The sequence below is a fragment of the Lactobacillus crispatus genome (assembly GCF_018987235.1).
Lineage (GTDB): Bacteria > Bacillota > Bacilli > Lactobacillales > Lactobacillaceae > Lactobacillus > Lactobacillus crispatus.
In genome coordinates this window covers 1,116,972-1,139,300 of record NZ_CP072197.1, presented here as the reverse complement: position 1 = coordinate 1,139,300, position 22,329 = coordinate 1,116,972, and the positions used below count along the sequence as shown (strand labels likewise).

Sequence of the window (22,329 nt, the reverse complement as noted above, 5' to 3'; positions counted from 1 at the left end):
GAAAATAGCATTAAATAAATTTATAGCAAACTGTAGCTAAAAAATAAGACATAGGAAGAAATAATATTTGAAACAGATCTAAGATTAATGTAATATTAAATATAAATTAACTGTATATTAACTATCTACTCAATTTATACTAAGGTGAGAAAAATGAATTTGCTCAAACAGATCCGTGATCGAGGATTAATCTTAGATGGTGCAATGTCTACAGCTCTTGAAAAGTTAGGCATTGATACAAATAATGAACTTTGGACAGCAATTGCATTAGAACATAATCTTGCTCAAATTTATCAAGTACATATGAATTATTTTAAGGCTGGAGCCCAGATGGCAATTACTGATACTTATCAAGCAAATATCCCAGCTTTTGAAAAACATGGTTTTACACAAGACCAGGCTACTAAATTGATTACTAATGCAGTTCAAATTGCCAAAAAAGCCCGTGATGATTTTGCAAAGACAACGGGAATTCATAATTATGTAGCGGCTTCAGTAGGACCTTATGGTGCATATTTAGCTCAAGGGGATGAATTTCGCGGAGATTATTCTCTAACAACGGAGGAATATCTTAATTTTCATTTACCACGATTGAAGATTTTATTGGCAAATAAACCTGATTGTCTCGCACTTGAAACTCAGCCTAAATTGGATGAAGTTGTAGCAATCTTAGATTGGTTAAAGGAAAATGCTCCGGAAATTCCAGTGTATGTAAGTTTTACATTGCATGATACAACTAAAATTAGTGATGGCACTCCTTTAAAGCGGGTAGTGCAAAAGCTTAATGAATATGATCAAGTATTTGCGATTGGAGCCAATTGCTTTAAACCATTTTTAGCAACTGCAGTAATTGATAAAATTCATGATTTTACTGATAAACAAATTGTCATTTATCCTAACTTGGGTGGCGTTTATAACGAATTTGAGCGCAATTGGATTCCATTTAATGCAAAATTCGATTTTAAAAAGTTAAGTCAAGAGTGGTATGAACATGGTGCTAGAATAATAGGTGGCTGTTGTTCGACTACCGAAAAAGAAATTGGCCAAATTTCCGCCTTTTTTAAGACAATTAACAATACTAAAAGCAAATCAGTTAAATCAGAGCTAAAAAAGGTTAAAAATGATAGCAATATACAAATTTGATTTTTAAAAATTCATATACTTTTTTTGAACCTGAATTGTCAAATTAAGTGCAACAGTTAGGCTATGAGGAAATATATTGCTTGAAGAGTTCTTCTGCTGTGTGATATTGAAGGATTCGACGATGTTTGCGGTTAATGGCATCAGTTGCCTGTTGAACATAAGCAGCTGACTTATCTTTCATGCTTTTGCCTTTAGGGAAGAATTGACGCAGAAGTCCATTGCAGTTCTCATTGGTGCCTCTTTCCCATGGAGAATATGGGTGGGCGAAGTAGATCTGGCAGCCTTTGATCTTGGTCATATCCGCAAACTCAGAGCCATTGTCAAACGTGATCGATTTAAACCAGGCAGGATGTCTGTCAATCTCATTTTGAAGCAGCCTTTGGCATGTGCTTGCCCGATAGTCAGGAATCTTGATAACTACTTCAAAGCGTGTGGTTCTTTCGGTCAAAGTCATTAAAGCAGGCTGATTCTTGCGTCTGACGCCTTTAACCAGATCTCCTTCCCAGTGCAGCGGCGTTTTTCTGTCTTCAATCTCTTTAGGACGCTGTTCAATGGAATTGCCAAGATTCTTCTTGTGCAAAGCATGACCGCTCTGGCCGTGATGACGCTTGTTCCTGCGTCTTTTGAGCTTCATAGGCAGATCAATATTGCTTATGTCCAGCAAGCCCTGATCAATATAGCGATAGACAGTTGGTGTGCTGGGACAAGGGTAGCCTGGCATAGTCCTTTTGAATTCACCAACGAATTCATCGATGCTGGTGGCATCAAATTTAGCTTTGAAGCGTCTGGAGAGCATTCTCAAAAAGACAGCATAATGCTTCAATGGATTGCGCTGATAGCAGTTTTTGCGACGCTTCTCATAATAAAGCTGTGCAGTATCAGCGTAATAGTGCTCATACAATAAATAGCTGCTGTCTCTTTGCAGGACGCTTCCGCGTTTGATTTCGCGACTGATTGTCGACTTATGGCAGCCGACTTCTTGAGCGATAACAGTACGGGAAGTTATGCCGGAATCCAGCATTGCTTGAATTTGTCCACGTTGTACGCTGGTTAATTGATGATAGTGCTTAGAAATGCTAGAATTTGAATTGGTCATGAAGATCTTCCTTTCTTGATTTTTCGTCACTTCAAGTTTAGGTCTTCATGGCCTTTTTGTTTAACACTTGGTGTTGCACTTCAATTTTAAATCCGGGTACTTTTTTTGAAATTTATCAAGTAAAAATCTTTATCTTTTTATTTTTATTTGATATTATAGTAGCGGAGCGTGTGATGAGCGCTCCGAGGATGAAAAGGCTAAGCAAGATGTTTCTTATGACATCTGCTGATAGGAAGAAATTTGAAGGTGTAGAAAAGCCATTAAGGACATTTTCCTTAGTGACTTTTTCTTTTTGCCCAAAATAAATAGCCGACTTATCGTCGACTATTTTTAATCTTAAAAATTATTTTTGTCTGTTTGTGGAGTAACTTTATCCCAAATTGCATCTACTAAGCCAATCCACATTAAGCCTATAGCAACTGAGCCGCAAACATCACTTGGCCAGTGAGCGTAGAGATAAACTCTTGAAATCATTACTAAAACAAGCCAAATAGCTAATAAAACAGTGAGCCAGATTTTAGCAGTTTTATTTTTAACTAAAGCTGGAATCAATATTAGTATTAGCCAGAAAACAATGATCGCCATTCCTAATGTGTGGCCACTAGGAAAACTGAAGCCATCATCAGCAGCTAAGTGAGCAGTTGGTCGTGCCCGTTGGATTATATGTTTAACAATCCAACCAAAAGCATCAGCTGTAACTAGTGAAATGACAATACTTGCCGAAAGAGGACGCTGCTTTTTCAGCCAAAGAATGACAGCTATCAACAGCATCCAAACTAAGTCAACTTTAGTATCTGCTAAAAATGTAATTACATGCATAATGCTCTGCAGATTAGGAATACTGTGGACTAAGCCTTCAAAGAAATTGTCAAAGCCGGTAACCCAACTTGCATGAGCCATAATAGAGAATGCAAGAATCAAAAAGATCGGTAATCCGATACAAATAGAATAAATATTTTTTTTGCGCATTTTTTCCTCGTTTATACTTATTTTTATAACAATAATGAGTTTATCATAGAATATGAGTAGAAAGAGAAAAATTTTAAATTAATTGGAAAATAATCATGGAAATTAAAGAGATAAAATCTAATAAGAAGCAGTATATAGACTTACTTTTGTTAGCTGATGAACAAGAGAGTATGATTGATCGCTATTTAGAACGTGGAATTATGTATATCTTGATTGATAAAGGAAAAGTTAGATCTGAATGTGTTATTACGGTTGAAAATGGTAATACAGTAGAAATAAAAAATATAGCCACTTATCCAGAAGATCAGAAACTGTCAAATCTTTTGTGTAAATAGATCTTTCTCGTAAATTGATTTTTTAATTATTTATTTAATCAAAGTAGGATTCTAAGGTGTCCTGAACTTGACCGAAGCCTTTATGAATTCGATTGAAATAACGGTCATTGTAGCTCATTGCCTGAATACCAATAAAAGCATCAAGCGACTGTTCAGTTGGAAATTCTGCCTTAGGCTTAGCTTTGCGCTTGATCACATTGTTAAATGATTCAATCATGTTAGTCGAATAAATTGAAGCTCTGATCTGCTTGGGATAGTTATAAAAGACCAGCAGATCTGGTTCTATGTCTTTCAAGCTTCTGATAACATGACTGTAAACCTTGCCCCATTTGGTATAGAAGTCATGCAGGACAGCTATGGCTTCTTCTTTGTTTGTCTGTTGATGTACCTGTTTGAATTCGTTCATGATCTTTTCACGATCGTCGACGCGTACTTTAGCGCAGATATTGCGCATGACATGAACCAAACAGCGTTGAAAATGAGCTTTAGGATAAGTTCTAGCCAAGGCTGTTTTCATGCCAACAACGCCATCTGAAAGAAAAAGCTCAACTTGCTTTAAGCCTCGGGATTTCATGTTTTGAAGCATCTCTGTCCAGACTTCAATGTTCTCGCTAGGAGCAATGCAGTAGTCAATGACTGCCTTGTGCCCATTAGGCTTGATGCCAATTGCAATATAGACTACTTCACGCTCAAACGTTTCCCGGCGCAAAGGAAGGTATGTCGCATCCAGATAAATGCAGAAGAACTTGTCGCTTAGCTTGCGTTTGTGGTAAGCCTCAACCTTTGGAATCATCTGCTTGGAAATATTTGATACCTGAGCCGGGCTATAATGGCTGCCATACATCTTTTCAATTAGATCAGCTATTTCTCTGGTAGTCACGCCTTTTGAATAAAGCTTGATGACCATATTTTCCAAAACATCAGAGTGCTGCTTGTAGTCAGGCAGCGTGTGCTGATGAAATTGACCGTTGCGATCCCGAGGCACTTGCACTTCAATTGGGCCAAATTGCGTATCAACTTTGCGGAAATAAGCACCATTTCTAGAGTTGCCAGTATTCCAGCCATTTCTGGCATAGGGATCATAGCCCAGAAATGCAGTCAATTCAGCTTCTAACAAGTTATTAACAGCCTGTTGTAGCTCTTTGCGCAATAAATCATTTATTTTGTCCGGATTGAATAGAGCTTGAGCAAAATCTTTGGTAAAATCATTCATGAAGGAGTTCTTCTTTCTGTATGTGTTTTTTTGTTCAAACCAATCATACGAGAAAGGAACTCCTTTTTCTAATGTTTAAAGAAATAAATTTAAGGAATCATTCATCCTTACACAAACTATTTTACAGTCTCGAAGATCAAGGGAAACTGTCAAATCTTTTGTGTAAATAGATCTTTCTCGTAAATTGATTTTTTAATTATTTATTTAATCAAAGTAGGATTCTAAGGTGTCCTGAACCTGACCAAAGCCTTTATGAATTCGATTGAAATAACGGTCATTGTAGCTCATTGCCTGGATGCCAATAAATGCATCAAGCGACTGTTCAGTTGGAAATTCTGCCTTAGGCTTAGCTTTACGCTTGATGACGTTGTTAAAGGATTCAATCATATTGGTTGAATAAATTGAAGCTCTGATTTGTTTGGGATAATTGTAGAAGACTAGCAGATCGGGCTCAATTTCCTTCAAACCTTTGATGACATGGCTATAAGCTTTATTCCATTTGGCATAGAATTTGTGCAAGACAGCTGCAGCTTCTTTTTTGCTTGTCTGTTGATGTATCTGCTTGAATTCGTTCATGATCTTTTCACGATCGTCGACGCGTACTTTAGCGCAGATATTGCGCATGACATGAACCAGGCAGCGTTGAAAATGAGCTTTAGGATAAGTCCTGGCCAAGGCTGTTTTCATGCCAACAACACCATCAGAAAGAAAAAGCTCAACTTGCTTCAAGCCTCTGGACTTCATGTTTTGAAGCATCTCTGTCCAAACTTCAATGTTCTCACTAGGAGCAATGCAGTAGTCAATGACTTCCTTATGTCCATTAGGTTTAATGCCAATGGCAATATATACTGCTTCACGCTCAAACGTTTCTCGGCGCAAAGGAAGGTATGTCGCATCCAAATAGACACAGAAAAACTTGTCGCTTAGCTTGCGCTTGTGATAAGCCTCAATCTTGGGGAGCATCTGCTTGGAAATATTTGATACTTGAGCTGGACTATAATGACTGCCATACATTTTCTCAATCAAGTCAGCGATTTCTCTGGTAGTTACGCCTTTGGAGTATAGCTTGATAATCGTGCTTTCCAAAACATCAGAGTGCTGCTTGTAGTCAGGCAGCGTGTGCTGATGAAACTGACCGTTGCGGTCTCGAGGCACTTGCACTTCAATTGGTCCAAACTGGGTATCAACCTTGCGGAAATAAGCACCATTTCTAGAATTGCCAGTATTCCAGCCATTTCTGGCATAGGGATCATAGCCTAGAAAGGCAGTCAACTCAGCTTCTAGCAAGTTATTAACAGCCTGTTGTAGCTCTTTGCGCAATAAATCATTTATTTTGTCTGGATTGAATAGAGCTTGAGCAAAATCTTTGGTAAAATCATTCATGAAGGAGTTCTTCTTTCTGTATGTGTTTTTTTGTTCAAACCAATCATACGAGAAAGGAACTCCTTTTTCTAATGTTTAAAGAAATAAATTTAAGGAATCATTCATCCTTACACAAACTATTTTACAGTCTCGATCAAGGTAAAGGGTATGCTAAACATTTGATTAATTTTATTGCTAAGAAGTATCAAAATAAATATCAAATTTTGCAAGTTGGAACGGGTGATAGCCCCTTAACTATTCCTTTTTATGAAAAATGTGGTTTTAAACGCTCAGGTAAGATCAAAGATTTTTTTGTAAAAAATTATGATCATCCGATTTTTGAAGCTGGACATCAGCTACTAGACATGATTTATTTAAGTAAGCGATTAAATTAGAAAGTAGGCTTTATCGATGGAAGAAAATACTAAAAAAATGTTGGCAGGCAAACCATATCGCCCAGATACTGAAGAACTGAAAAAGATTTCCAGTTTAGCTCATCGCTTATCACGTGATTACAACATGACTACTGATGAAGATGAGGTAGAACGGAAAGCAATTATCGATCGTCTTTTTCCGAATCATGGTCAAAATGTATATTTACAAGGACCAATTGAAGTGGATTATGGCCAATTTACACACTTAGGAGATAATTTTTATTCTAATTTCAATTTGACTATTTTGGATACTTGTCCCGTAACAATTGGAAATAATGTAATGTGTGGACCTAACGTAACATTTGCGACTCCATTGCATCCTTTGTTGCCAACTCAAAGAAATGCTCGCAAGCAATCAGACGGAAAAATAGCCGATATTGAATATGGAGCAGCTATCACTGTTGGCGATAATTGTTGGTTAGCCAGCAATGTTACTGTTTGTCCCGGCGTAAAAATTGGTAAAAATTGCGTTATTGGAGCTGGATCGGTAGTTACTAAAGATATTCCAGATAATTCATTGGCACTAGGGGTACCGGCTAAAGTAATACGTCAGATTACTGATCAAGATCATTTAAATAATTATCCATATTAGAAAAAGAAAATGTATACGTTCTCATTGATTCTTTATCAAAATTGTAACCCCAATGAAAAAAATAAATGCTAGTATTATGGGTAGAATTTACATAACATTGCTGGGGGAATTTAAAACGAAACGTATTAATTTTAAAAAAACATTAATCAAATCAACCATTTCGTTAACTATAGCTGCTTCAATGCCTGTTGGAATGGCAATTGCTAATGCCAATAGCTCGACAGTTCAGGCAGCAAGTTATAACAAAACTGAAATGCGGAGCTTTGTTAGAAATACATTAGCTAGTTATTATGCTCGTGGTACCGTAGTTATAGTAAAAGATGGACAACCACAACAAATTTCTTATGGTTACGGTTATTATGGCAAGCGATTAGGTGCGGGAAATAGTAAGGTAGTTTATCCTGTTTGTTCTTTGCAAAAAGTAATTACCGGCGCAATTATCACCCAATTAATTTCTGCAGGGAAGTTTACACAGTATACTAAGATCTCTAAGTGGTATCCTAATTTAAAAGGTGCTGATAATATTACCGTCGGCAACTTGATGACGCATACTTCTGGATTGACAGCAGCTGATACTGAAGTAAATAGAGGACGTGTTTATTCAGAAGCTGATGCAATTAATTGGGTTGTTAATAAGCTAAACTCAACTACGCAAAATCAACCTGGTAATTTTTCATACAATAATACCAACTATATTTTGTTAGCTGGAATTATACGTCAAGAAACTGGACAAAGCTACAAGCAAAATGTGCAGGAACGAATTATTAATAAGCTTGGCTTAAAGCGAACTTATTTCTTGGAAGATATTCCAGCCGGGATGACGGATGGTATCTCATATACCTGGAATCAAAAGAATTACCAATGGGCTCAATATGTTAAAAAGACTCAAGCTTCTCAATTGGTAGGTGCTGGTAATTTGTTCTCAGCTCCAATGGACTATTACCGTATTCAACTTGGTTTAACCAATGGGCAAATTTTGAGTCGAACAGACTTTGATTATATGACTCATTTAACATCACGTTCATCAAATGGTTATTCAGGTGGTTTATATATGAAGAATAATGATAACTTGAAGTTAGCATATGGTAACTTATATAACACTCACTTTGGTAACTGGATTCAGATGACTACAGATAATCAAAATGGTTTGATTATGTTCTTAAATCAAACTCAAAATGATGAAAACAGAAATAAACAAATTGGTTATCAAATTTTGAATCATATCAAGGCTAATACATTTAGCGCAAAATAAAATTTTTCCTGCTTTAAACTTCATGTTAAGCTTAAAGCAGGATTTTTTTGATTGGAGTAAAAAAGATGGTTAATGGTGGCGTATTAGTTAGCCAAGATTTATCTTGTGCTGGTCAAGTATCACTTAGTGCAGCTTTACCTGTTTTAGGAGCATGTGGCTTGAGCCCGACCGTATTGCCTACTGCAATTTTGTCTACACACACGGGTGGCTTTGGTGAGAATACTTTTTTAAGTTTGAATAATGAAATGGCTAAGATTATGGCCCATTGGCAAAAGGTTGGTTTTGATTTTTCAGCTGTATACTTAGGCTATTTGGGCAAAAGTGCATTAGATTTTTGGACAGAAAAGATTAGCTATTTTAAACAAAAAAATAAATTGATCTTGATTGATCCAGTAATGGGTGATCACGGTGAACTTTATCGTGGCATTGATGAAAACTATGTAATAAAGATGCGAAATCTAGTTAAGTCGGCTACGATTTTAACGCCGAATATGACGGAGGCAGCATTTTTATTAGGCAAAAAGGCAACTAGTAATTCATTGAAAACAGCAACAGAATTTGCGGCTGAATTATCTAGTCAATTTGGTGTCCCGAATGTCATAATTACCGGTATTTCACTTAATAAGGAAAAAATTGCGGAAGTTGGAATTACAGCCGATCATAGTTGGTCTTTAATTCAGAAAAAACTCCCAGGTAATTATTTTGGTACGGGAGATTTGTTTGCAAGTGCATTTTTTGCTGCTGTAATGCATAAAGAAAATTTAGAAAAAGCGTGTTCAATTGCGGCCGATTTTGTTGCACAAGCAATCAGGGAAACACCCAAGCAAGATTCACGTCTAGGACCAAATTATGCAGCAGCTTTATCAGATTTACTGAAGAGATGGAGTAATAATTAATAATGCAGATATTTAGAGAAAACAAGAATTCTTTACAAGCTTTAGTTTTAACGGGACTTTTTGCGGCAATTATTTATATTGGGATCTGGGTGTTAAGAATCCCCGTTCCTGCTATGGTAGGACGCCCATTTATTCATTTTGGAAATACGCTAACTGCTGTAGCAATTTTATATTTAGGTTATCGTAATGGCATGATTGCGGGAATTATTGGTCTAGGTGGTTTTGATTTGTTAAATGGCTATGCCGCAACATCATGGTTAACTATGCTTGAGGTAGTAGTAGTGGCTTCGGTTTTGACAGCAGTTTATCGAGGAATGCACTATCAAGATAGTAAAAGAAATATTATTATTTTAGGTATTATTGCAGGGGTAACTAAGATATTCACTACTTATTGCGTTTCGATTGTTGAAGCTTTAATGGTGGGGACGAGCTTTAAAGTAGCGTTAGTTGGAGCCTTTGTTAGTTTGCCTGCAACTGTAATCAATTCAATTTCTACTGCAATTTGTACACCAATTTTATATTTTGCTTTGCGGGATGCTAGTCGTCTAATTATAAAAAAGGTTAGATAAATCAATAGATTTTACACGAAATTTGCAAGGTGCTATATTAAAGATATTATTACTGGCATAAAAGGTAGGATAGTATGAACGAAGACCTAAAGAAAAAGAATAAACGAAACAATATTATTATTTTAACGATTGCAGTTTTAATTATCGTTGGAGTAATCGCGGGTTTTGGCATTCATAATCACCGTGTGGCAACACAAGCTGCAGCAGAAAAATATGCTAAAACTCACTTTAACCCTAATGTTACAATCGATGGAGTTAAAGTAGGAAAGCTAACCGTTACTAAGGCAATGGCTAAAGTTAACCAAAAAGCTAAAAATCAAGTTGAGTTAAAAAATAACGAACTGGTTTATAGCTATAACACTACAGTCCAATCATTAGATGAGCCCGAGACAAAGGCCTTTTTTAAGAAGCAACAAACTAAAACTCCATCGACTCAGACTTATAAGTTTACTACTAGTAATTTAGCTACAGCTAAAAAGAAACTAACTGACTTAAGCAAAGCAGAGATTACTTATAAAATTAATGGCAAAAATTATCAATTAAAGGCCAAAGATTTATTGAATAATGTGACTTATCGAGATAATCGCTATCAATTTGGTGATACTAGTAAATTAACGACTAAGTTAAATCAAATTGATAAAGAAGTTTCAACATTACACAAGAGCTATAAATTTACAGTGCCAAAGGGCAATAAAGTTAAAGGCAAAACGATAACGGTAAAGAATAAGACTTGGGGTTGGGGCGTTTATGTTAAAAAGACGCAACGCTTACTTCTCGAAGCATTTGCCAAAGGCCAAAAAAACTTTGATGGTGCAGATGCACTTTACGGTTTAGGCTACAGCACTTATCCTCACGGCTATGGCTATTCAAATAAAGAAATTGGTGATACTTATGCTGTTGTATCATTGAAAAAGCAAGAGGTATGGTTGATCAAAAAGGGTAAACTAGCCGTTCATCTTCGTGATGTGGTTACCGGTACTATGGAAGGTTCTAAGGGTGATCAAACTCCGCGTGGGGTGTGGTATATCCACTATAAGGAATCACCAAGTACATTGCGGGGGACCAATGATGATGGTTCAAGTTATGCTTCTCCAGTTAAGTATTGGATGCCATTTACCTTAAGTGGCTGTGGTTTTCACGATGCCTCTTGGCGGACTGATTGGAGCAAGACCGCTTATCTAAAAGGTGGTTCACATGGTTGTGTTAATGTTAAGCCAAGCGAGATTCGAAGCGTTTGGAACAATATTAAAAAGGGCGAACCTGTAATTATTTACGAATAACATGTTTAAGGGATCCATTAAGTTGGATCCTTTTTTATGAAACAATTTTTATAAGGTGAAAAGCTATTTGATTACTTGGAAAAACAGCTAAATGTAAACAATAAACGTGAAACATGGCTCTGAAGCCCGATATTATCGCGATTGTGGATAAAAATATAGGTAATTCACATCTATTACTAACTCAATTAATATTTTTTTGAAAAAGAGTAGAAAGATGAACCTTTGTTTGATATAATTTCTATGCGAACTAATGGTCTGAAAATAGAAAGATGAGATGATAATAGCTATGATGCAACAAGAGGAATTAGAATCACAGGAAGAAAAAGTTAAGTTTTTTGATGAAGACTGGTTGAATTGGAACTAAAATCTTTAAATGTATAATTCACTTCTGTATAATTAAAGAAAAAATAAAAATTTATTAACTCTTTCACCTAAAGGAGTAAATTATGCAAGTAAGAACTAGATGTTTTCAAAGTTTAGATTACGAAGATTTGTGCCGGGTTCATGATGCGGCTCGTTTGCAAGAAATGAAAATAGGCGGAGTGGAGAAATATTTTATTCCGTTTAAGGAAGCACCATACTGGTATAATTTCTTTGATTCTGAGATTAGGATTGTAGAAGTTAATAATGAATTTGCTGGCTTTGCTGCGTATAAGCCACATAATTTAGCTTATTTTTATATTGATCCTCAATTTCAACGACGTGGTATTGGTGATCAATTGCTAGCTTCAGTGTTACCAAATATTAGACGGCCGATTAGGCTAGAAGTCTTTAGCGCAAATATAGCAGCTAAAGCGCTGTATGCAAAGCATGGTTTTAAAATTATCAAAACAGTTAAAGAGCCGTGGTGGTCAGACCCCAAGTCTGAGCCAGTTTCAAGTGATACGATGGAATTAGTGTAAGAGGCAATATTAATGAGTTTTTATAATTTAGATTATGAAGAAAAACGGTTTATTCAGTTAGCTAAAAAGAATACTCGCTCATATTATGAACATCATGATCAGATTCCTTCCTCACCTGGCCAAGTTGAGCTGGCCAAGGAACTAGTAAAGGAAATGAAAGAGCTTGGGCTTGATGCTTACTATAATGAAAAAACAGCTTTTGCAATTGGAAAGTTAAGTGCAAACACAGCAGAAAAGGTAACGCCTATTGGCTTCTTTGCTCACGTGGATACTGCAGACTTTAACGCAGTTAATATTAAGCCACAAATTCACGAAAATTATGATGGTCAGAAAATTATCCTAGATGAGAAAGATAATATTGTTCTTGATCCAACTGAGTTTCCAGACTTATTAAATCTAAAAGGACAAACCTTAATTACTTCTGATGGTCATACTTTGCTAGGAGTTGATGATAAGGCTGGAATCACTGGGGCATTAGCAATGCTTAAATATTTAACTGAACATCCTGAAATTGAACACGGTGATGTTTTTGTTGCTTTTGGTCCAGACGAAGAAATTGGCTGTGGTGGTCAATATTTTGATCCAGCTGATTTTCCTAATGTAGAATTCGCTTATACGTTAGACAATGGGCGGCCAGGAGATTTTGAATACGATACCTTTAATGCGTCAGAGGTTACGATCCATATTAGAGGGACTGTAGTTCACCCCGGTGAAGCATATGGTCTGATGGTTAACGCAACAACTTTGATGAATGATTTTTTGTCTAATTTACCTCAGGATCAAGTGCCTGAAAAGTCACGTAATCATGATGGTTATTTCTTGGTTCTACATGCTCAAAGCAATGTTGATCATGCCGATATTAGCATGATTATTCGTGATTTTGATCAAAGTGAATATAACCGTAAAGAACAGTTTATTCGCGATCTAGTTAAAAAGATGAACAAAAAGTATGGCAATAGATTTACTGTAAATATTCGTGAGCAATATGAAAATATCTACAACTATATTAAGGACAAGCCATATATTGTAAATCTGGCTCTTGATGCTTATCGCAAGTCTGGACTAAAGCCAAATGTACAATCCTTTAGAGGTGAACTGATGGAAACTTTATTTCGCCTAAAGGAATTCCTACACCTAACTTATTTAATGGTGGTGGCAATTATCATGGCCGATACGAATATGTGACTGTTGAGCAGATTGATAAATTAGCCGAAGTGTTGACTAATATTGTGACTGAACATTTGCGTCAAACTCGCACTGGTAGGAATGAAAAGCCACTAGAAAAATATTGGTAGATTTAATAGCCGTTTTATTTAACAAATTAATACTGTAGCATTAGGATATAAGTGGCTAGATGAAATATCCTTCCTCCTTAGAAGTGATAAATACCATTTTCTTCATTGATAATCTTGCTACATATTGCAGTGACGCTGTATTTGCGCCGCTGCTTTTTTGTTATTATTGGTAATAAAATACGTAAAAAGTACGTAAAGTTTTTTCGATTAGCATTTAACAAATAACTTAAATAGAACTACCATATAGGTGGCTGGACGAGAATCTTCTCTCGTAGAAGCAATTAATTTATAATCTAACCAAAAAGGACAGGGATGCTCAATTGCATTGCTGTCCTTTATTTTTGATAATCTTCGCCGTAAATATAACGATGTAATTTTAGGTATTGCTCATATAATCTGCGTTCATTTTGATTGTCTTTTGGGAAATAATATTGTTTGCCTTTGAGTCCCTTGGGCATATAATTTTGCTTGGCGATTTGATGCGGAGCTTGAAAAGGTGACTCAGCTAGGCCAGCTCCCGTGATTTCTTTAGCGTGTTTATAATGAAAGTCACGCAAACTATTAGGCATGGGATACCGATTGGGATGATCACTATCTTGATCAAGTCTTTCCCAAATTTCCTCAAATGCTCCTGATTTTGGCGAAATACACATTAACATTGTTGCAAACATTAGTGGATATTTAGCTTTAGGCATTCCTATCTTTTCAGCTTGATTAGCTGCAGTAACAATTTGAGTTACTTGTTGCGGATTAGCTAAGCCAATATAAGTATATGGAATCTCACGCAGACGCCGTACAACCGAAGCTAAATCTCCATTTTTTAGCAAAATAGCAAGATAATAAAGTGCAGCATCTGTGTCAGAGCCAGCCATAGAGTCAGAATATGCAGCTAAATAATCGTAATGTTTAGTGGCATTCTTATCATAGCTAAAGAATTGCTGCTTAGTAAACGATTTAACATTTGCTAAGGTGATCTTTTTAGGATTAAGTGCATGAACAGTCTCTAAAATGTTTAAAGCAATTCGTAGGTCGCCATCAGCTGCAGCTGCTATCAAATTTAACGAATTTTTTTCAACTTGGTGATCTACTAATTTAAGGACCTTAGTACATGCCTTGTTCAAAACAGCTGCAATATCGTCTTCTGTTAGAGGATTGAACTCAAAGATTTGACAACGTGACCGCACTGCAGGCACAATCGACATAATTGGATTTTCAGTGGTAGAGCCAACAAGTAGAACGTGACCATTTTCTAAATAAGGTAATAAAAAATCTTGTAGATTTTTGGTCATACGGTGGATTTCATCAATTAAAAGAACGAAGGTCTGATACTTATAAGCATTAATAATGTTGTTCAACTGTGCTTTATTATCAATTGAAGCATTAAAGGAAGCAAAGGGATAATCATTCTCTTTAGCAATAATTTGAGCTAAGCTTGTCTTTCCGGTACCAGGAGGCCCCCAGAGAAGTAAAGAAATATTAACATGCTGCTTGATAATATTTCTTAAAGCCTTTCCTGGTCCCAGCAACTCACTTTGGCCTACCATATCCGCCAGTGTTTGCGGCCTCATTTGTTCGGCAATTGGTGTTTTAAAATTCATCAAATTCCTTCTTTCAGTAAGGTAAGTATACTATTTTCTACAATTTTTTTGTAAAAATAGCTTGCACTATCAAAAAGTAAGTTATACAATAGAACTAATGTACGAGAAGTTAACGAGTTTTTTAGAAAGAGGCGTATTGTATGATTACTCTTTATATGTCAACAAGTAGTGCATCTTCACGTAAGGCGAGAGCATGGCTTAACAAATATCATCTTTCTTTCAAGGAAAAGAACGTCTTTAAGGAATTATCTAAAGAAGATGTCCTTCATCTGTTGTCTTTAACTGAAAATGGAACTGAGGATATTTTATCTACTCGTTCACAGTCTTTCAAACAATTAAAGAATAAGTTGAATGAAGACTTGTCATTGTCTAAAATGGTTGATTTAATTACTCAGAATCCAGGATTATTAAAGAGACCTATTATTGCAGACGACCATCGGATGCAGGTGGGCTATAATGAAGAAGATATTCGTCAGTTCTTGCCTCGTGATATCAGAAAAGCTGAATTAATTGAGGCACAACGGATTGCTGATGCTGCTTAAATAAGACAAAAAACGATGAATTTACCTTTGTGGGTGATTCATCGTTTTATTTTGCTCTAAATTTTTATTTAGCTGAACCTGGGCGTTGCTTCTTGGCTACTTTTTTACCCATAGTCATGTTGTCATTATATCCCCATACCCAAACTGCAATAAATGAAACTATAATTGAAACAGCACTGGCAATTAGGAAAGTATAGAAACTATTTAGTTGAGTAGGATGGGCCGGGTTGAAAAAGCTTGAGAAGCCAATTAGACCACCGGTAAAGCCATACATAGTACCATGCATTAAACCAGTAACTAGGCCACCGAAGGCTGAGCCAATACAACCTGAAGCAAAGACCTTCTTATATCTTAAGTTAATACCATAAATAGCGGGTTCAGTAACACCGCAGAAGGCTGAAATAGCTGCTGCAATTCCTAGCTCTTTTATGTCTGCTTTCTTTGATTTGATTGCGACTGCAAGAACAGCTGCACCTTGGGAAACCATTGTTGCGCAGATAATTGCGTTTAATGAGCTTTGACCAGTTGAGGCAATTTGTTGAGCAACTAGTGGCACAACGCCCCAGTGAAGACCAAAAATAACCAATAACTGATAAAAGGCACCGATTATTAAGCCGCCAACCCAGCCAGATGCAGATACTAGCCAGTTAATAAAGACTGCGATACCATTTGCGGCTCCTTGAATGATTGGACCGGTAATAACTAATGTGATAGTTGAAACTACAAGGATAGTAATTAATGGGGTAAAGATCATTTGCAAGTAACTAGGCAAAGCTTTCTTTAACCACTGTTCACATTCTTTAGCTAGCCAAGCAGCTAAAATCATTGGAAAGATAGAGTAAGAATAGTTTAAGAATTGGAAGTTCCAAGATCCAAGACTAAACATTGTCGTCATACTCTTGCCCCAAGTAATCATTTGTGGATAAACTAAGAAACCGCCAATTACTGCAGCAATCATTGGATCGGATCCTAACCGCTTAGCGGCTGCAAATCCTACTAGAACTGGTAGAAAGAAGAAAGCAGAGTCGGCCATAGCACTAACTGTGACATAGACCGGACTCTTGACGCTAAGTAAAGCACCAAGTTGTGGAAGGGTGAGTAGTGCAAGTAAGCCTTTGATGATACCCGATGCTGCAATAACACCGATTACAGGACTCATTGAGCCGGTAATAAAACCAATTAGATTACTAAAGGCTCTAGAAACAGGATTTTTACCATCATCCTGATTATTAGTTTGAGGTGCAGGATTGTCACTAAGACCAGGCAATTGTTTCATAACTGCATCGTAAACATTGGTAACCTCATTACCGATTACGACTTGATATTGACCACCAGCATGCATAACGTCAAGTATGCCACGTTGATTTTTTAAAATATCATCATTGGCTTTAGACTCATCTTTCAAATAAAAGCGCAAACGTGTGATACAGTGAATCAGGTTATTTATATTATCTTTACCACCAACATTCTTAATAATGAAAGTAGCTAATTCATCATACGAAAGTTTCTTGTCTGAACTATCTTCTTTTGACTCCTTTAAATAAGCTCGAGCAACTGTATCGCCAGCTTCTGCTTTACCTTCAGTTACATCTAAGCCATCAAGTTTCATAGATGAATTGGTGATTAAAGTCATAATCGTAGTATCAAGATCTTTTGCTTTAATCATCTCTATATTCATCGTGGCAATTTGGTCACCAGCTTTAACTTCCTGACCATTTTTAATTACTACATCAAACGGTTCACCTTTAAGTCCAACCGTATCAACTCCCATGTGGACCAATACTTCTAGACCATCTTTAGTAGTAATTCCGATCGCATGCTTTGTTTCAGCAATCATTGAGATAGTGCCGCTAACTGGTGCAAGAACTATATTATCAGTTGGTGTTAAACCAAAACCATCACCCATAGTTCCTTTGCTAAAGATAGGATCACTTGTTTTACTTAGTGCAATTACTTGACCATTAGCAGGAGCAAGTAATGCAATTTCGTTTTTATTCATAAGTGTTATTCTCCCTTTACTATAAAAGCGTTTTCACAAAATTCATTTATTATAATATTCCTGTACGTACAAGTTGTAAATAGATTTTTATGAAAATGATTACATGCCTGCAATATAGTTTTTTAGATATATCTATTGACATGTACGTACATCAAAAATATAATGAACATGATTTTAAGAAAGGACAAGGTCAAGATGACTAAAGCAAAATCTGAACTGATCGCTCAAGACTTAGCTTCTAAGATTAAACATCAACAATTTAAGGAAGGCGAGCGCTTGCCTAGTGAAAATCAATTGACAGAGCTTTATGGCGCGTCACGCGAAACAGTCCGTAAAGCTTTGCAGCAATTGACCTCGTTAGGATTAATCCAAAAAATCAAGGGCAAAGGTTCGATCGTCCTTAATTTGGAAAAGTTTTCGTTTCCTATTTCAGGAATTTCTAGCTTTGCGGAATTAAATAAATCATTAGGAATGAATGCAAAAACTAAGCTACTTAATGATGAAATGGTTGATGATTTGCCGGCAATTTTCAAGAAATTCTTCCCTGAACAAAAGAAGCATGCAGGGATCTATGTTGAACGTTTAAGAATGATTAACGATGAACCAGAAGTGCTGGACTGTGATTTCTTATTTAATCCACCAATTACTGAGCTTCCGTCAGAAGAAGCAGAAAAATCAATCTACAATTATTTAGAAAATAAATTAGGGCTAGATATATCCTATGCAACTAAGGCAATTACGGTAGAAGAAATCGATGCTGATTTACAAGAGAAATTGCAATTGGATAGTAAGGAAGCAGTACTAGTAGCTAGTCATAATTTTTTAGCAGATACAACGCTGTTTCAGTTAACTTTATCCTTTCATAATCCTAAAAAGTTTAAATTTATTGACTTTGCTCGTAGACAAAAAATTAAGTTATAGGAGATAAAAATGACGGATTTAGGCAAAAAAGTAATTTACCAAATTTATCCCAAATCTTTTTATGATTCTAATGGCGATGGAGTAGGTGATATTCCAGGGATCATCGCTAAAATCGATTACATCAAGAAGCTTAACGTTGATATGATCTGGTTTAATCCCTTTTTTGTATCCCCTCAGAATGATGGCGGTTATGACATTGCGGATTATTACCGAATTGATCCTCGCTTTGGCACAATGTCTGACTTTGAGGAATTAACTAAAAAGCTAAAAGAAATAGGCGTTGGCGTCATGTTGGATATGGTGCTAAACCATTGTTCAACCGAAAATATATGGTTTAAAAAAGCTTTGGCAGGAGACGAAAAGTACCGCAAATTCTTTTACTTAAGGAAAGCTAAGCCTGACGGCTCCTTGCCTAATAATTGGCAAAGTAAGTTTGGTGGACCAGCTTGGGCAAAATTTGGTGATACGGATTATTATTACCTACATTTATATGATCCAACTCAAGCAGATCTCGATTGGCATAACCCAGAAGTTCGTCAAGAATTGTTCAAAGTAATTAACTTCTGGCGTTCAAAGGGAGTACATGGTTTCCGTTTTGACGTAATTAACGTGACCGGTAAGGATGAAAAGTTAGTTGATTCAACTGGTGATCCAAGTCAGGAAAAGAGTCTTTATACTGATACAGCAGTAGTGCATCAATATTTAAAAGAAATGAATCGCGCTACTTTTGGTCAAGATCCTGACTCAATTACGGTGGGTGAAATGTCTTCAACTACTATTGCTAATTCGATTGAGTACTCTAAGCCGAGTGAGCATGAATTGTCCATGGTCTTTACTTTCCATCATTTAAAAGTCGATTATAAAAACGGTGAAAAGTGGACTAAAGAGCCGTTTGATTTCATGAAATTAAAGCACTTATTTACTGAATGGCAAGAAAAAATGGATCAAGGTGGCGGTTGGAATGCTTTGTTCTGGAACAATCATGACCAGCCGTGGGCCCTTAACCGTTTTGGTGATACTGGTAAATATCGAGAGAAATCTGCCGAAATGCTTGCTACTGCGACACATTGTATGCGCGGAACTCCTTACATTTATATGGGCGAAGAAATAGGAATGATGGATCCACATTATTCTTCAATTCATGATTATGTAGATGTTGAAGCTAAAAATGCTTTTGCGGCATTGAAACAAAAGGGAATAAGCGATGATGAAGCATTTGCAATAGTAAAAACTAAAGCACGAGATAACTCTCGTGTGCCGATGCACTGGGATGATAGTAAATTTGCTGGCTTTAGTGAATCAAAGCCATGGCTTTTACCAACAGATCAAGATAGAATTAATGTTGAAAAAGAATTACACGAGGGTGAAATTTTTGCTTACTATCAAAAATTGATCAAGTTGCGTAAGCACGAACAACTGATTTCTGATGGCCATATTAGAATGTTTTTAAAAGATGATCCACAAATTTTTGCCTATGAACGTTTTTTGAAGGATGAAGCTAAAAAAATATTAGTTTTCACTAATTTCTATGGTACTGATCATGTAGCACCATTGCCCGAACAATATCAAAATAAGAATTATCAACTCGTATTGAGCAATTATTCTGCACAAGATGGCAAACTAGAAGAGAATATCTCATTGAAGCCATATGAAGCTTTAGTAATTAAAATTAATTAGACTAGTATAATTAATTGTGTTAAGGTAAAAATGTTCGTGAAGATTTCGATTTACGGACGAGGAATTCGCGAGAAGTCATGATTTTCAGGTCATGGCTTCTTTTTTTTGCATAATAAGCAAAATTATGTAAAGTAATTGACAGCTTGCTTATAATAGATAGTAGAGAGAAGGAAAAACGATGTTAGTTGATTCTGATAGTTTTATTTCAGTTGAAAAGAAGCTAGTCAAACAAGGCAAGTTGCAAAAATTTGAAAAAGAAAATGGTCCAGTTACCAGTTTAATGATGATTAGTAAAGGAAGAATTGCGGACGATATGCGTTATCAGTTAGTCGAGAACTTGGCACATCATCCATTACATATAGTCTACAAGGCCTCATTTGATCAATATGATGAAACCCTGAATTGTATTTTCGATCGACAAACTAAAAAGCCAATCACAGGTTTATGGTACACGCCGCAAAGAAGAGACTTTACTGAACCGCCTAAGAAAATGGTCCAGCTTTTTATCAGTGAAATTGTAAATAATTTGACTGATTCAACAGGAATAGATTTGCCAATCTGGGTCTTTATCAATGATAAGGCACATTTGGCAGTTACTAAGAAAGATTTGAGTTAAGAAAAAAAATCAGTGCGAACCCTATGTGAACATAAAAATGTGGGAGTTTCGCACTGATTTTGTTTTGTATTTTAATAAGCACAATATCTTGTATCACTTATTAACTAATGCAAGATAATATACTACTGGCTAAAAAAATAAAATTCAACCATTGACTTTTTGCCAGCATTTATAAGCATTGATATATCAACGACTGTTTACTTAATAAAAATATTAGTAGCAAGAGAAATTGAATTAAAAACACATTTTATTAAATACAATATCTTGTGTATGATAAATGTAAGAATCAATTAAGCTAAGGCAAAATAATGAAACTGTCAAATCTTTTGTGTAAATAGATCTTTCTCGTAAATTGATTTTTTAATTATTTATTTAATCAAAGTAGGATTCTAAGGTGTCCTGAACCTGACCAAAGCCTTTATGAATTCGATTGAAATAACGGTCATTGTAGCTCATTGCCTGGATGCCAATAAATGCATCAAGCGACTGTTCAGTTGGAAATTCTGCCTTAGGCTTAGCTTTACGCTTGATGACGTTGTTAAAGGATTCAATCATATTGGTTGAATAAATTGAAGCTCTGATTTGTTTGGGATAATTGTAGAAGACTAGCAGATCGGGCTCAATTTCCTTCAAACCTTTGATGACATGGCTATAAGCTTTATTCCATTTGGCATAGAATTTGTGCAAGACAGCTGCAGCTTCTTTTTTGCTTGTCTGTTGATGTATCTGCTTGAATTCGTTCATGATCTTTTCACGATCGTCGACGCGTACTTTAGCGCAGATATTGCGCATGACATGAACCAGGCAGCGTTGAAAATGAGCTTTAGGATAAGTCCTGGCCAAGGCTGTTTTCATGCCAACAACACCATCAGAAAGAAAAAGCTCAACTTGCTTCAAGCCTCTGGACTTCATGTTTTGAAGCATCTCTGTCCAAACTTCAATGTTCTCACTAGGAGCAATGCAGTAGTCAATGACTTCCTTATGTCCATTAGGTTTAATGCCAATGGCAATATATACTGCTTCACGCTCAAACGTTTCTCGGCGCAAAGGAAGGTATGTCGCATCCAAATAGACACAGAAAAACTTGTCGCTTAGCTTGCGCTTGTGATAAGCCTCAATCTTGGGGAGCATCTGCTTGGAAATATTTGATACTTGAGCTGGACTATAATGACTGCCATACATTTTCTCAATCAAGTCAGCGATTTCTCTGGTAGTTACGCCTTTGGAGTATAGCTTGATAATCGTGCTTTCCAAAACATCAGAGTGCTGCTTGTAGTCAGGCAGCGTGTGCTGATGAAACTGACCGTTGCGGTCTCGAGGCACTTGCACTTCAATTGGTCCAAACTGGGTATCAACCTTGCGGAAATAAGCACCATTTCTAGAATTGCCAGTATTCCAGCCATTTCTGGCATAGGGATCATAGCCTAGAAAGGCAGTCAACTCAGCTTCTAGCAAGTTATTAACAGCCTGTTGTAGCTCTTTGCGCAATAAATCATTTATTTTGTCTGGATTGAATAGAGCTTGAGCAAAATCTTTGGTAAAATCATTCATGAAGGAGTTCTTCTTTCTGTATGTGTTTTTTTGTTCAAACCAATCATACGAGAAAGGAACTCCTTTTTCTAATGTTTAAAGAAATAA

At 36.3% G+C, this 22,329-nt stretch carries 20 protein-coding genes and 1 pseudogene; 14 read left to right on the top strand and 7 right to left on the bottom strand.

Annotated elements, in window-relative coordinates; translation table 11 throughout:
* The first annotated feature begins 153 nt into the window (after positions 1-153).
* Positions 154-1,143 carry a homocysteine S-methyltransferase gene (gene mmuM / locus J6L97_RS05525; RefSeq protein WP_057727053.1) on the top strand — a complete coding sequence of 330 codons (990 nt, stop codon included), beginning with the start codon at positions 154-156 and terminating at the stop codon, positions 1,141-1,143.
* Positions 1,144-1,204: 61 nt separating this feature from the next.
* Here the strand turns inward: mmuM and J6L97_RS05520 are convergent, their stop codons facing one another.
* Together J6L97_RS05520 and J6L97_RS05515 are read right to left on the bottom strand one after the other, a co-directional pair.
* Complete coding sequence (locus tag J6L97_RS05520) at positions 1,205-2,239, bottom strand: IS30 family transposase (RefSeq protein WP_123811765.1); 1,035 nt, start codon at positions 2,237-2,239, stop codon at positions 1,205-1,207.
* A 336-nt stretch (positions 2,240-2,575) separates the two neighbouring features.
* Positions 2,576-3,208: a phosphatase PAP2 family protein gene (locus J6L97_RS05515; protein WP_054833094.1), complete on the bottom strand. Its 633-nt coding sequence runs from the start codon at positions 3,206-3,208 to the stop codon at positions 2,576-2,578.
* A gap of 95 nt (positions 3,209-3,303) precedes the next feature.
* Here J6L97_RS05515 and J6L97_RS05510 point away from each other — a divergent pair, with 95 nt between their 5' ends.
* Positions 3,304-3,543, top strand: a complete 240-nt coding sequence (locus J6L97_RS05510; RefSeq protein ID WP_223876407.1) for a hypothetical protein — start codon at positions 3,304-3,306, stop codon at positions 3,541-3,543.
* A gap of 34 nt (positions 3,544-3,577) precedes the next feature.
* Here J6L97_RS05510 and J6L97_RS05505 read toward each other — a convergent pair whose 3' ends face one another.
* Both J6L97_RS05505 and J6L97_RS05500 read right to left on the bottom strand, forming a co-directional pair.
* Positions 3,578-4,756, bottom strand: a complete 1,179-nt coding sequence (locus tag J6L97_RS05505; RefSeq protein WP_216786107.1) for an IS256 family transposase — start codon at positions 4,754-4,756, stop codon at positions 3,578-3,580.
* Positions 4,757-4,960: 204 nt separating this feature from the next.
* The gene (locus tag J6L97_RS05500; protein WP_005728142.1) at positions 4,961-6,139 is read right to left on the bottom strand and encodes an IS256 family transposase; all 1,179 of its coding nucleotides are present in this window, start codon (positions 6,137-6,139) and stop codon (positions 4,961-4,963) included.
* A gap of 71 nt (positions 6,140-6,210) precedes the next feature.
* Here J6L97_RS05500 and J6L97_RS05495 point away from each other — a divergent pair, with 71 nt between their 5' ends.
* The 8 genes and pseudogenes from J6L97_RS05495 (at position 6,211) to pepT (ending at position 13,338) form a co-directional block, all read left to right on the top strand.
* On the top strand, positions 6,211-6,513 hold the full coding sequence (locus tag J6L97_RS05495; protein ID WP_081036429.1) for a GNAT family N-acetyltransferase: 303 nt from the start codon (positions 6,211-6,213) through the stop codon (positions 6,511-6,513).
* 16 nt (positions 6,514-6,529) lie between these two features.
* Entirely contained in the window at positions 6,530-7,144 is a 615-nt protein-coding gene (locus J6L97_RS05490; RefSeq protein ID WP_005719579.1) for a sugar O-acetyltransferase, read from the top strand.
* Between the two features lie 181 nt (positions 7,145-7,325).
* Entirely contained in the window at positions 7,326-8,396 is a 1,071-nt protein-coding gene (locus J6L97_RS05485; protein WP_005722311.1) for a serine hydrolase domain-containing protein, read from the top strand.
* A 65-nt stretch (positions 8,397-8,461) separates the two neighbouring features.
* Positions 8,462-9,292, top strand: a complete 831-nt coding sequence (locus J6L97_RS05480; RefSeq protein WP_057726922.1) for a pyridoxamine kinase — start codon at positions 8,462-8,464, stop codon at positions 9,290-9,292.
* A gap of 2 nt (positions 9,293-9,294) precedes the next feature.
* Positions 9,295-9,861 carry an ECF transporter S component gene (locus tag J6L97_RS05475; protein ID WP_005719583.1) on the top strand — a complete coding sequence of 189 codons (567 nt, stop codon included), beginning with the start codon at positions 9,295-9,297 and terminating at the stop codon, positions 9,859-9,861.
* A gap of 74 nt (positions 9,862-9,935) precedes the next feature.
* Positions 9,936-11,141 carry a L,D-transpeptidase family protein gene (locus J6L97_RS05470; protein ID WP_057726921.1) on the top strand — a complete coding sequence of 402 codons (1,206 nt, stop codon included), beginning with the start codon at positions 9,936-9,938 and terminating at the stop codon, positions 11,139-11,141.
* Positions 11,142-11,587: 446 nt separating this feature from the next.
* Positions 11,588-12,043: a GNAT family N-acetyltransferase gene (locus J6L97_RS05465; RefSeq protein WP_013086343.1), complete on the top strand. Its 456-nt coding sequence runs from the start codon at positions 11,588-11,590 to the stop codon at positions 12,041-12,043.
* Between the two features lie 12 nt (positions 12,044-12,055).
* Positions 12,056-13,338: pseudogene (pepT, locus tag J6L97_RS05460) on the top strand (peptidase T).
* 335 nt (positions 13,339-13,673) lie between these two features.
* Here the strand turns inward: pepT and J6L97_RS05455 are convergent.
* On the bottom strand, positions 13,674-14,936 hold the full coding sequence (locus J6L97_RS05455) for a replication-associated recombination protein A (protein ID WP_023488756.1): 1,263 nt from the start codon (positions 14,934-14,936) through the stop codon (positions 13,674-13,676).
* Positions 14,937-15,076: 140 nt separating this feature from the next.
* On the opposite strand from J6L97_RS05455, the gene spx reads away from it, so the two are divergent.
* Positions 15,077-15,478 (top strand): transcriptional regulator Spx, encoded by a 402-nt coding sequence (spx, locus tag J6L97_RS05450; RefSeq protein ID WP_054832959.1) that lies wholly within the window; start codon positions 15,077-15,079, stop codon positions 15,476-15,478.
* Positions 15,479-15,542: 64 nt separating this feature from the next.
* Here the strand turns inward: spx and J6L97_RS05445 are convergent, their stop codons facing one another.
* On the bottom strand, positions 15,543-17,477 hold the full coding sequence (locus tag J6L97_RS05445; RefSeq protein WP_057726920.1) for a PTS sugar transporter subunit IIABC: 1,935 nt from the start codon (positions 17,475-17,477) through the stop codon (positions 15,543-15,545).
* A gap of 195 nt (positions 17,478-17,672) precedes the next feature.
* Here J6L97_RS05445 and treR point away from each other — a divergent pair, with 195 nt between their 5' ends.
* From treR to J6L97_RS05430, 3 genes are all read left to right on the top strand, one after another.
* Complete coding sequence (gene treR, locus J6L97_RS05440) at positions 17,673-18,398, top strand: trehalose operon repressor (RefSeq protein WP_005726728.1); 726 nt, start codon at positions 17,673-17,675, stop codon at positions 18,396-18,398.
* A gap of 9 nt (positions 18,399-18,407) precedes the next feature.
* A complete protein-coding gene (treC, locus tag J6L97_RS05435) occupies positions 18,408-20,075 on the top strand; it encodes an alpha,alpha-phosphotrehalase (protein ID WP_057726919.1) in 1,668 nt (555 codons plus the stop codon).
* A gap of 178 nt (positions 20,076-20,253) precedes the next feature.
* Positions 20,254-20,691: a hypothetical protein gene (locus J6L97_RS05430; RefSeq protein WP_023488760.1), complete on the top strand. Its 438-nt coding sequence runs from the start codon at positions 20,254-20,256 to the stop codon at positions 20,689-20,691.
* Positions 20,692-21,063: 372 nt separating this feature from the next.
* Here the strand turns inward: J6L97_RS05430 and J6L97_RS05425 are convergent, their stop codons facing one another.
* Complete coding sequence (locus tag J6L97_RS05425; protein WP_005728142.1) at positions 21,064-22,242, bottom strand: IS256 family transposase; 1,179 nt, start codon at positions 22,240-22,242, stop codon at positions 21,064-21,066.
* Positions 22,243-22,329: the final 87 nt, after the last annotated feature.

Excerpts from the sequence above, each read along its gene's own strand:
- J6L97_RS05475 (WP_005719583.1), top strand. The coding sequence starts at position 9,295 with ATGCAGATATTTAGAGAAAACAAGAATTCTTTACAAGCTTTAGTTTTA.
- spx (WP_054832959.1), top strand. The coding sequence starts at position 15,077 with ATGATTACTCTTTATATGTCAACAAGTAGTGCATCTTCACGTAAGGCG.
- J6L97_RS05515 (WP_054833094.1), bottom strand. The coding sequence starts at position 3,208 with ATGCGCAAAAAAAATATTTATTCTATTTGTATCGGATTACCGATCTTT.
- J6L97_RS05445 (WP_057726920.1), bottom strand. The coding sequence starts at position 17,477 with ATGAATAAAAACGAAATTGCATTACTTGCTCCTGCTAATGGTCAAGTA.
- J6L97_RS05505 (WP_216786107.1), bottom strand. The coding sequence starts at position 4,756 with ATGAATGATTTTACCAAAGATTTTGCTCAAGCTCTATTCAATCCGGAC.
- J6L97_RS05430 (WP_023488760.1), top strand. The coding sequence starts at position 20,254 with ATGTTAGTTGATTCTGATAGTTTTATTTCAGTTGAAAAGAAGCTAGTC.
- J6L97_RS05425 (WP_005728142.1), bottom strand. The coding sequence starts at position 22,242 with ATGAATGATTTTACCAAAGATTTTGCTCAAGCTCTATTCAATCCAGAC.
- J6L97_RS05500 (WP_005728142.1), bottom strand. The coding sequence starts at position 6,139 with ATGAATGATTTTACCAAAGATTTTGCTCAAGCTCTATTCAATCCAGAC.
- treR (WP_005726728.1), top strand. The coding sequence starts at position 17,673 with ATGACTAAAGCAAAATCTGAACTGATCGCTCAAGACTTAGCTTCTAAG.
- J6L97_RS05490 (WP_005719579.1), top strand. The coding sequence starts at position 6,530 with ATGGAAGAAAATACTAAAAAAATGTTGGCAGGCAAACCATATCGCCCA.
- J6L97_RS05495 (WP_081036429.1), top strand. The coding sequence starts at position 6,211 with ATGTTTAAAGAAATAAATTTAAGGAATCATTCATCCTTACACAAACTA.
- J6L97_RS05485 (WP_005722311.1), top strand. The coding sequence starts at position 7,326 with ATGCCTGTTGGAATGGCAATTGCTAATGCCAATAGCTCGACAGTTCAG.
- J6L97_RS05520 (WP_123811765.1), bottom strand. The coding sequence starts at position 2,239 with ATGACCAATTCAAATTCTAGCATTTCTAAGCACTATCATCAATTAACC.
- J6L97_RS05510 (WP_223876407.1), top strand. The coding sequence starts at position 3,304 with ATGGAAATTAAAGAGATAAAATCTAATAAGAAGCAGTATATAGACTTA.
- treC (WP_057726919.1), top strand. The coding sequence starts at position 18,408 with ATGACGGATTTAGGCAAAAAAGTAATTTACCAAATTTATCCCAAATCT.
- J6L97_RS05470 (WP_057726921.1), top strand. The coding sequence starts at position 9,936 with ATGAACGAAGACCTAAAGAAAAAGAATAAACGAAACAATATTATTATT.
- mmuM (WP_057727053.1), top strand. The coding sequence starts at position 154 with ATGAATTTGCTCAAACAGATCCGTGATCGAGGATTAATCTTAGATGGT.
- J6L97_RS05465 (WP_013086343.1), top strand. The coding sequence starts at position 11,588 with ATGCAAGTAAGAACTAGATGTTTTCAAAGTTTAGATTACGAAGATTTG.
- J6L97_RS05455 (WP_023488756.1), bottom strand. The coding sequence starts at position 14,936 with ATGAATTTTAAAACACCAATTGCCGAACAAATGAGGCCGCAAACACTG.
- J6L97_RS05480 (WP_057726922.1), top strand. The coding sequence starts at position 8,462 with ATGGTTAATGGTGGCGTATTAGTTAGCCAAGATTTATCTTGTGCTGGT.